We start from the raw sequence: 8,341 nt of genomic DNA, 5'->3' as shown, positions 1-8,341 counted from the left end.
GTCAAAAGGTCCGGCCTGTTATAACAGGCCGGACCTTTTGACTTCTGTTATTTGTAAGTTGAGGTTCTGGAGAAAGCTGGTAAATGTGGGAAATTAGGCAAGCCTAAGTCACTTTTTTGTTTCCCCAAATGAAAGCCATTATCTACATAATTACTGGCTGTTCCTTTTTGGTTAGGGTTATGAATGACACCAAGATAGTAATTGTCCTTCCTGGCCATATAAATTCTGCCATCCGGCCCGAGCTGTAAAGCGCCAACTTTAGGGCTGCCAGAAACACCTACTACTACCGCAGATTTGGCTATTGCATCTTGATTCCCAGCAGTCAGATCAAACTGTACAACTTGTCCTTTGCCGTCTTCCTTCCCGTAAGTAGTACCATATAGTTTGCTGCCGTCCGGTGAAAAGGCTACACCATAAGCCTCTGAAAAGCCTTTAAGAAGAATAGGGTCAGACACTTTACCAGTAGACCTGTCGAATTTTAAGATTTCAAAGTTGCTGTCGTCATTCCATAAAGCCGCTGCCAGGCGAGTACCGTCTGGGGAAGGAACTAAATAGCCTATTGCCTTCCGATTAGGGCCTCCGTGAACGGTGCCTACCATACTCATGACCGGCTGTGTGGTAACGCCTTCATCATTTATCAGGAAAGCCATGTACCCGTTGCTGTTCCACCGGTGAGCAAGTACCCACCAATCACGTCCGTTACTATGCTTAACTGCTGTAAGCTTCTCAGTGGCCGGAGCAATTATGAAGTTGTTTTTATACACCAGATCACCCTTGCCGTTATCTTTATTCATATCCACGATGCTGTAGCGAAGACCATCAGACTGTGCCTGAATATCTGTGGTGAAGATGTAGTAAATGTTGTCGCTGCCTGGTTTTGGAAGTATAAGGGCAGACTGTGTGGAAGATTTTCCACCCATCAGGCCGTTTCCGTTGGGCATTACTTTATGATCACGGTTCCAAACCGTGATACCGTTAGTGTATAACACAAGATTACCATCTTTATCAGACCAAACTGCACTTCCTTCTTCAGTAAACAATCGGCTGGAGGTAGCCTGAGCAGTGTCGCCTGAAAATATCATACCTGCGCCTTTACCGAAGTACCAGTTATTTTTCTCTCCCTGGGCAAAGGTGGTAAAGCCACTAAAAGTGAATAAAGCTACTGCTGCTAAGTGTTTAAGTTGTTTCATAACTATAGCTAAACGTCTGTTGACAGCTGAAAGTACAAATGCAGTGCCAAGGATTTTGAGCAGAAGGAAATTAAGGTGCTGTGACAAAAAGCGGAAAGCAGGACTTTGCCTGCTTTCCGCTTTTAGATTTTTGGTATGGTATTCCTACTGTGCTGCTCCTGTTGTGTCTCCGCTAAGAACATCGTTGACATGAGCCGTGTCTGGTCCGGTTTCATTCGTGTCGCCTGTGGTGGATTCAGGAGACATTTATACAGTAAGCCAAGGATTTATGGGAAAGGTATGCTATTCCTTCTGCGCAGCCGCCTCCTGTTCAGTTAATCTGTAAAGGGCAGGATACTCCGAAAGTAGCTTTAACAAAACTCCGTTGGTCCAGCCGAATCCATCCTGGTTAGGGTATTCGCCGCCGCCAGCGTCTAAGGTCAGGTCTTCCACATTGTACTTCTCCATCAGCTTGCCTGTTACCTGGTACACATCTTCATTTAGGAGAACCCAATTCTTAGCAATGGTATTAGCGAGATCTTCGAAACCATAGTTACGGAACGCCTGAATCGTCATCCATTGCAAAGGAGCCCAGCCGTTTGGTGCATCCCACTGCTGCCCGGAATGGTTAAGTGTGGTAACAACTCCGCCAGGACGCAGGAAATGAGACGCTATTTTTTTAGCTACCGCTGCGGCAGGCTTACGCTTTACCATGTTAAAATAAAGCGGGTAAACAGAAGCCAATGTAGGAATATCTGTTGTTGCTTTCTTTACAAAGTTGTAGTCATAAAAGAAGTTGTCTTTGTCATTCCAGTTATACTTTAGCACCGCATCACGTCGTGCTTTTGCCAGTTTTTCATACCTGCGGGCCTCCTCTTTATTACCCGCCAGCACCGCCATTTCCTGAAGTGTTAACTCCATGTGATAAAGCAGGGAATTCAGGTCTACTGGAATAAGGTTGGTTGTCTGGATGGTGCTGATGCTTTTACCGTCAGCAAACCAACGGCTGCTAAAATCCCACCCGGATTCTGCTGCCGCTCTGATATCCCGGTAAATCTCTTCCGGGTTTCTGCCAGATTGTTCTGCCAGTTCCACATCTTCAATGTATGACTCTGGCCTAGGCTCAGGTCTGTCATCCCAGTACCTGTTCAGGATGCTGCCATCCGGCATGCGTACCACACGGCGGTGCGTAGGGTTGGCAGCAGTCAGGGTTTCGGCTCCTTCCATCCAGAACTCATACTCTTTTTTGAGAGCAGGAGCATACTTTGATAATACCTCCCGGCCTTTCTGTTGTGCCAGCACACGTAGCATGAGCGCATAGAATGGAGGCTGTGACCGGCTAAGATAGTATGTCCGGTTACCATTCGGGATGTGCCCTACCGTTTGAATGAGGTGGGTAAAGTTGTCTACCATGTTTTGTATTAGCTCTGTCTCATCACTGACCTGCAGGCCAAGCATGGTAAAGAAGCTGTCCCAGTAGTAGATTTCCCGAAAACGGCCTCCCGGTACAATATAAGCGTGCGGTAATGGTATCAGTGAGCCTCCGGCGTCATCGGGTGTCCGCGTAAGCACAGGCCATAAACGTTCTATATGCTCTGTTACAGAGTGGCTGGAATCGGTGGTAAAACCTGTTGCCGGCTGTGGTGGTAATTCGAAATGTTCTAGTACAAATTCTTTTAAAATGAAGCCGGGCCTGTTCCGCTGCTGCCGGTATTCGTACACGATCTTGTCTGGGTCAGACAGGGGCACACAATCCGGAAACGTCTTAGAATCCTGAAAAACGTGCTGCAACTGCACATGCTCAAACAGTTCACCCAGATCCTTTGCCGGCCGGTATAACTGCTGCGCCTGTGCTGGCTGCAAGATAAGGGTGAGAGGTAAAAGTAGCAGGAGGTAAAGCTTTAAGGTGCAATAAGTATACTTCATACTTCACTTGATTTTGTGTGAGTGACTGCCTACTCATACGCAATGCGGTAGCAAAGTGTCAAGTATACTATTCCTGAGTATACCGCACAAATGAAACCTGCCCCATCGCATCTTTTTCATATTTGGCTACAGTATATTCTTGAAATCGTGCCTCAATGTTTTCTTCTCCGGGACTCACTCTTGTTGGTGCAGGTTTATCCTTCAAAAAGAAATAAACCTTTGTGTTACCATACTTAGTATGAGGCATGTAATCTCCATAGGTTCGCATCTGCTCCCATAGCGTATCTGCAACAGTAACAGCATATATCCTTACGATAGGGCCAGTGTTATTTTCATTGCGATACATCGCCACTTCCTCAAAATCTCCCTCTAAGTCATCCGGGCCAGGTATGGATAAAGTATCATAAACAAACCAGGCGACGAGGAGGACAGAAACAAGTATCAGGATGTGTTTTAGTTTCATAATAGTAGAGATAAAACGTCTATGCCTCGGTTGTGTTAGTTCTGCCCTGCTTAGGCTTACAGATAGAAATGAATAATAAATATAATACGAAGCCCGTGGAAAAGGAAAAGCCACAGCTGAAATAAGTAAGCTGTGGCTTTTAGTGGATTTAATATATCATGATTCCTAATCTTGTACCTGCTTTATCAGCTTCTCCAGGATATTCTGAGCTGCTACTGAGATGATAGTACCAGGACCAAACACTCCTTCTGCCCCGGCCTTGAACAGGAAGTCATAATCCTGTGCCGGGATCACACCGCCAACAATCACCATGATATCCTCACGACCCAACTTGCGGAGTTCTTCGATAAGTTGTGGTACCAGTGTCTTATGACCGGCTGCCAGCGAAGACACTCCAACAACGTGTACATCGTTTTCAGCAGCTTGCATGGCTACTTCGCCTGGAGTTTGAAACAAAGGTCCAATGTCCACATCAAAGCCAAGATCGGCAAAAGAGGTGGCGATCACTTTAGACCCACGGTCATGTCCGTCCTGACCCATTTTAGCTACCATGATCCGTGGTCTGCGGCCTTCCAGCGCCTCAAACTGATCAGCTAAAGCTTTTGCACGGGCAAAGTTATCATCATCCGAGAGCTCAGCAGAGTAAATTCCTGATATAGACCTGATCACAGCTTTATGTCTTCCATATACTTTCTCCAATGCATCTGATATTTCGCCTAAGGTAGCTCTTCGTCGTGCTGCCTCTACGGCTAAATCCAGCAGGTTACCCACCCCTGACTGTGCCGCATCTGTTAATGCCTGTAGTGCATTCAGTACGCTTCCTTCGTCGCGTGTTTCTTTTATACTGGCCAGGCGGCGCAATTGTGCCTCACGAACGGCAGTGTTATCAATGTCCAGGATCTCGATTTCCTGCTCCTGCTCCGGCTTATACTTGTTTACGCCTACAATAATGTCTTTGCCCGAGTCAATGCGCGCCTGTTTACGGGCTGCAGCCTCTTCTATGCGCATTTTCGGCAGGCCCGTCTCAATCGCTTTGGCCATACCGCCTAGTTCCTCTACTTCCTGCATCAGTGCCCAGGCTTTGTGCGCAATCTCATGCGTCAGCGCCTCCACATAATAAGAGCCACCCCATGGGTCTACTACCTTAGTTATGTTTGTTTCCTGCTGCAGGTATATCTGGGTGTTACGCGCAATACGAGCCGAGAAATCAGTTGGCAGAGCAATGGCCTCATCCAGTGCGTTAGTGTGTAAACTTTGGGTGCCACCTAAGGCAGCTGCCAGGGCCTCTACGCACGTACGGGTTACGTTATTGAACGGGTCCTGCTCAGTCAAGCTCCAGCCGGATGTTTGGCAGTGCGTGCGCAGTGCCAGCGATTTCGGGTTCTTCGGGTTAAATTGATTGATGAGCTTAGCCCATAGCATACGGGCTGCACGCATTTTGGCAATTTCCATAAAGTGGTTCATGCCGATGGCCCAGAAGAATGACAGGCGCGGGGCAAAATCATCAATGTCCATCCCTGCTTTAAGACCAGTGCGCACATACTCCAGGCCATCTGCCAGGGTATAGGCCAGCTCAATGTCTGCCGTGGCGCCGGCTTCCTGCATGTGGTATCCCGAGATGGAGATAGAGTTAAAGCGCGGCATCTTTTTGGAGGTGTACTCGAAGATGTCGGCGATGATCTTCATGCTTGGCTCCGGCGGATAGATGTAGGTGTTGCGCACCATGAACTCCTTCAGGATATCATTCTGAATGGTTCCGCTTAGCTGTTCCGGCTTCACACCCTGCTCTTCGGCAGCTACAATGTAAAAGGCCATGATCGGTAGCACAGCTCCGTTCATCGTCATAGAAACAGACATCTGATCCAGCGGTATCTGGTCAAACAAGATCTTCATGTCTTCCACGGAGTCGATGGCTACACCGGCTTTACCCACATCTCCCTCCACACGAGGATGGTCTGAGTCATAGCCGCGATGCGTGGCCAGGTCAAAAGCTACGGAAAGCCCTTTCTGCCCACCTGCCAGGTTACGACGATAGAAGGCATTAGATTCCTCAGCTGTGGAGAAGCCGGCATACTGACGGATAGTCCATGGCTTCTGTACATACATGGTGCTGTAAGGGCCACGCAGGTAGGGCGGAAGACCTGCTGCAAAATCGAGATGCTCGAAGTGCCTGGCATCTTCAGAAGTGTAAAATGTTTTTACCTCTATCTGCTCCGGCGTTTTCCATGTCTTTGGCTGCATTGGGTCTTTGGGGCCATGCTCTGCCGAAGCAACTTTATTTATGTCTATTTTAGAAAAGTCAGGCTTCATGTGTTTAATTATCAATTATGAATGACGAGTTATGAATCGTATACTAGTATAATTCGTCTTCAAATCTTCTCATCTTCAATTTAAAATCTAACTCGCGTGCTCTGAGGTTACCACCCAGCGACCATCTTTCTTCTTCCAGATCTGGGACGACACACCTCCCATCAGGTGCTTCCCATCTAATTCAATTTTCCAGCGAAATACGAAATATACTGCCTCAGGTGATACCTGCTCTATGTGGAGCGGCTCGTAACTGTAAACGCCCATGGTGCTGCTATCTGTAAAATCAGAACGGAATACTTCCAGCACCTCCTGGTAGCCACGCTCCACACCACTTTTGCTCACCCAAAGCATTTCAGGTGAGTTGAAGTAAAAAGTCATCGCTGTCTCCAGGTCGCCTTTGTTCCATGCTTTTATCTGCCCTTCTAGGGCCTTTACTACTTCTTTTTCAGCAGTAGTTCTGGGAGTCACAAAAGAGGAAAGTGTTGCTGCAAGGGCCATTATTAAAATATTTAAGAGTATAAGCTTCATTTAGTCTTGGTTACCGTCTCCGTGAAGCTTCTTATGGATCACGTTCATGATAGTAGACATGTCGCAGTCTTCGAAAATAAACTCATCATAGCCATTGTCTATCATTTCCTCCTTCATGTGCTGTGGGTTATCAGCAAGGATGATGGTAGGCTTAGCATGGTGGTTTCGAAGTCTGGGTCCGAACTCACGCACATAAGCAGCCTCGGAAGATGATACGACCAGTACTTCTGCTGATGCTTTATCTATTTCTTCTGATGCAGTCTCTACAGTAGGGTATTGGACAACTTCCGTCTCAAAGCCGACACAGGTAAAAAACTCCTGCGCAAAAGTGGCATTCACATGTCTTTGCACAGCCTCGCCTATAACTGCAATGATAACTTTAGGTTTACGGTTTGCTTTGCGAAGGTGAAGTTCCGTAGCCATTCGCATGACCTCGGTAGGGTATGCAGCGCGCGTAGTATCAAACTCCGAACTTTGGATCAGCTCCTCCGGGTCAAAGTTTATTTGCTCTTTTGGGTTAGGATATTTGTTGGTGCCCACCAACACATCGCGGCCAGTGGCGATGTTCCTGAATTTCCTGCGGCTTACTTCCGTTATACTGCCAAGTATAAATCCACTTTTGTATGCTTCCTCAAAGCCCCCCTGTTTTTCTACTTCCTGGAAAAGATCCCATGATTTCTGTGCCAGCTCATTCGTAAGCGACTCCAGGTAATAAGAACCTGCGGCAGGGTCAATGGCTTTGTCTAAATATGCCTCTTCTTTCAGGATGATCGACACGTTACGGGCAATGCGCTCCGAAAACTCTTCAGAATGTTTAAAGGTGCTGTCGAACGGCAAAACTGCTAAGGAATTGCAGCCTGAAATAACGGCAGCCATTGCCTCTGTAGTAGTTCTCAGCATGTTCACATAGGGGTCAAGCGTAGTTTGATACCAGCTGGAGGTTGAGCTGTGGATGCGCAGATAAGCAGCCATGCCCGGCTCTGCTTTATATGCCTCCACAATGGTTGACCACAGCAGGCGCAGTACACGGAGCTTGACTATTTCAAAGAAATAGTTTGTGCCGGAAGCCATATGAAACTGGATATTTCGCAAAACTGATTCCAGTGGCTCGCCAGCATCCGTCAGCCTGTCGACATAAGCCACAGCGGCACTTAATGTATAAGCTATCTCCTGTGTAACAGAAGCTCCTATGCTGGAGAAGCTGGTCCCGCTAACGGTTATGCCGTACAGGTCGGGGCTTTCTTTTGTCAGGTCCAGTACCTGGATAATTGCTTTCTTCTCTTCGTGTGTGATGGTGCTCTTGATCGTGATAGGATCGAAGCTTACAAAGCCTTTCAGGTTTAGGTGTGACAGTTGACAATCCTTCAGTTCATTGTAAAGGTGACGCAGGAAATTATCTGGTTGCTCCTTTAAGGTATAACTGACGGTATGCTTTGTAAGGTCAACACTTCTTACCAGGTAAGCAACTTCGAATAACTCAGGGTTATGTATGATAAAATGAATACCATCTGCGCCTCTTTGCAAAGCATCTGCAGCTTTTTCAATGGCATGTCTGCCACTCCCTTTCACCTCAATTTGCTGGATGTTCTGCCATGAATTGTCGCTTGTCTTGCGGCCTCTCAAAAAAGGAAAGTCTCCGGGCTTCTGCTGAACAAAAGGCAGGCTGGATATATCTTCGCGGGTGTAATATGGTTTTACATCAATGCCTTCGTAGGTATGCCATGTAAGACTTTCAAGGGGGGTGCCGCGCAGGTCTTTCAACGCTTTCTGTTCCCAATCAGCTGCCGTGGAAAGCGGTTGACCGCCGCCGGCAGGGGTGAACTCCGCAAAAAGTGGCTGCGGATTTTGCTGCTCTTCCGTCATTATACTTGTGCTCTAATTTCTTGTAAAGATAGAATTTTAAACCTTATCATGTAACTGCGCCGCTTGCTATATTGGATAGTTG

At 47.2% G+C, this 8,341-nt stretch carries 6 protein-coding genes; all 6 read right to left on the bottom strand.

The window, feature by feature from the left end; genetic code table 11:
• Positions 1-47: 47 nt before the first annotated feature.
• On the bottom strand, positions 48-1,190 hold the full coding sequence (locus ACFSRY_RS07850; RefSeq protein ID WP_377505002.1) for a YncE family protein: 1,143 nt from the start codon (positions 1,188-1,190) through the stop codon (positions 48-50).
• Positions 1,191-1,472: 282 nt separating this feature from the next.
• Complete coding sequence (gene treF / locus ACFSRY_RS07845; RefSeq protein ID WP_377504999.1) at positions 1,473-3,095, bottom strand: alpha,alpha-trehalase TreF; 1,623 nt, start codon at positions 3,093-3,095, stop codon at positions 1,473-1,475.
• Positions 3,096-3,162: 67 nt separating this feature from the next.
• On the bottom strand, positions 3,163-3,558 hold the full coding sequence (locus ACFSRY_RS07840) for a hypothetical protein (RefSeq protein ID WP_377504996.1): 396 nt from the start codon (positions 3,556-3,558) through the stop codon (positions 3,163-3,165).
• A gap of 165 nt (positions 3,559-3,723) precedes the next feature.
• The gene (gene scpA / locus ACFSRY_RS07835; RefSeq protein WP_377504993.1) at positions 3,724-5,868 is read right to left on the bottom strand and encodes a methylmalonyl-CoA mutase; all 2,145 of its coding nucleotides are present in this window, start codon (positions 5,866-5,868) and stop codon (positions 3,724-3,726) included.
• Between the two features lie 87 nt (positions 5,869-5,955).
• Positions 5,956-6,396, bottom strand: coding sequence for a YybH family protein (locus ACFSRY_RS07830; RefSeq protein WP_377504990.1), 441 nt, complete (start codon positions 6,394-6,396; stop codon positions 5,956-5,958).
• Positions 6,397-8,259, bottom strand: a complete 1,863-nt coding sequence (locus ACFSRY_RS07825) for a methylmalonyl-CoA mutase family protein (RefSeq protein ID WP_377504986.1) — start codon at positions 8,257-8,259, stop codon at positions 6,397-6,399.
• Positions 8,260-8,341: the final 82 nt, after the last annotated feature.

The sequence above is a fragment of the Pontibacter locisalis genome (genome assembly GCF_042684605.1).
In the GTDB taxonomy this organism is placed as follows: domain Bacteria; phylum Bacteroidota; class Bacteroidia; order Cytophagales; family Hymenobacteraceae; genus Pontibacter; species Pontibacter locisalis.
This window is presented reverse-complemented; position numbering and strand designations above follow the sequence as displayed.